Source organism: Vibrio sp. 2304, assembly GCF_033339475.1.
Taxonomy (GTDB): domain Bacteria; phylum Pseudomonadota; class Gammaproteobacteria; order Enterobacterales; family Vibrionaceae; genus Vibrio; species Vibrio alginolyticus.
In genome coordinates this window covers 1-551 of the sequence record NZ_JAWOUQ010000114.1, presented here as the reverse complement: position 1 = coordinate 551, position 551 = coordinate 1, and the positions used below count along the sequence as shown (strand labels likewise).

Sequence of the window (551 nt, the reverse complement as noted above, 5' to 3'; positions counted from 1 at the left end):
CTACTACGAGTCGATAAACCGTGGCACCCGTAGCCAGGTATCGATCTCACCGGAGGCGCTGGAGCCGCGTGTACTGCGGAAGGGTATTTTCACCAAAGACGTGGAAGATCAGGCAGCCATAGCCAAACGTTTAAGCCAGGCAGTGAACGATGGCTTTGCAGGAACCATCGCTATGGCCTCTCAGAGCGCCCAGAATGCCAAAAGAGCGCGCGATCTACAGAAGACTATGGATTCGCAGCAAAAACGCCTACAGAGCGTTACAGAGCCTTTTAAAGGACTTTCCCGGGAGCAGATGACCCATATTCTGACGATGGCGCAGACGTTCCAGAAACAGAATCACGATCGTGAAAAACAGCGCCAGCTTGAACGGGAGCAGGAACGCCAGCAACGTCAGAAAACTGACAGAGGTATTAGCCGATGAGTGAAAAGCAGCGCCGTGAAGGGTTTCGAAAAGCGGAAGCATCACTAAGACTTGAGGGAATGGATCCTAGTGGAGTACCTCGTTATGAATGTTTGAAAACGAGGATTATCTCTGGCGAAACAAGTTATGA

Annotated in this window: 1 protein-coding gene; it reads left to right on the top strand. The window is 51.0% G+C overall.

Going from position 1 to position 551, the window contains the following annotated elements; translation table 11 throughout:
• A partial coding sequence (locus tag R7P64_RS24530; RefSeq protein WP_411979339.1) for a hypothetical protein occupies positions 1–421 on the top strand: 421 nt, incomplete at its 5' end.
• Positions 422–551 lie beyond the last annotated feature (130 nt).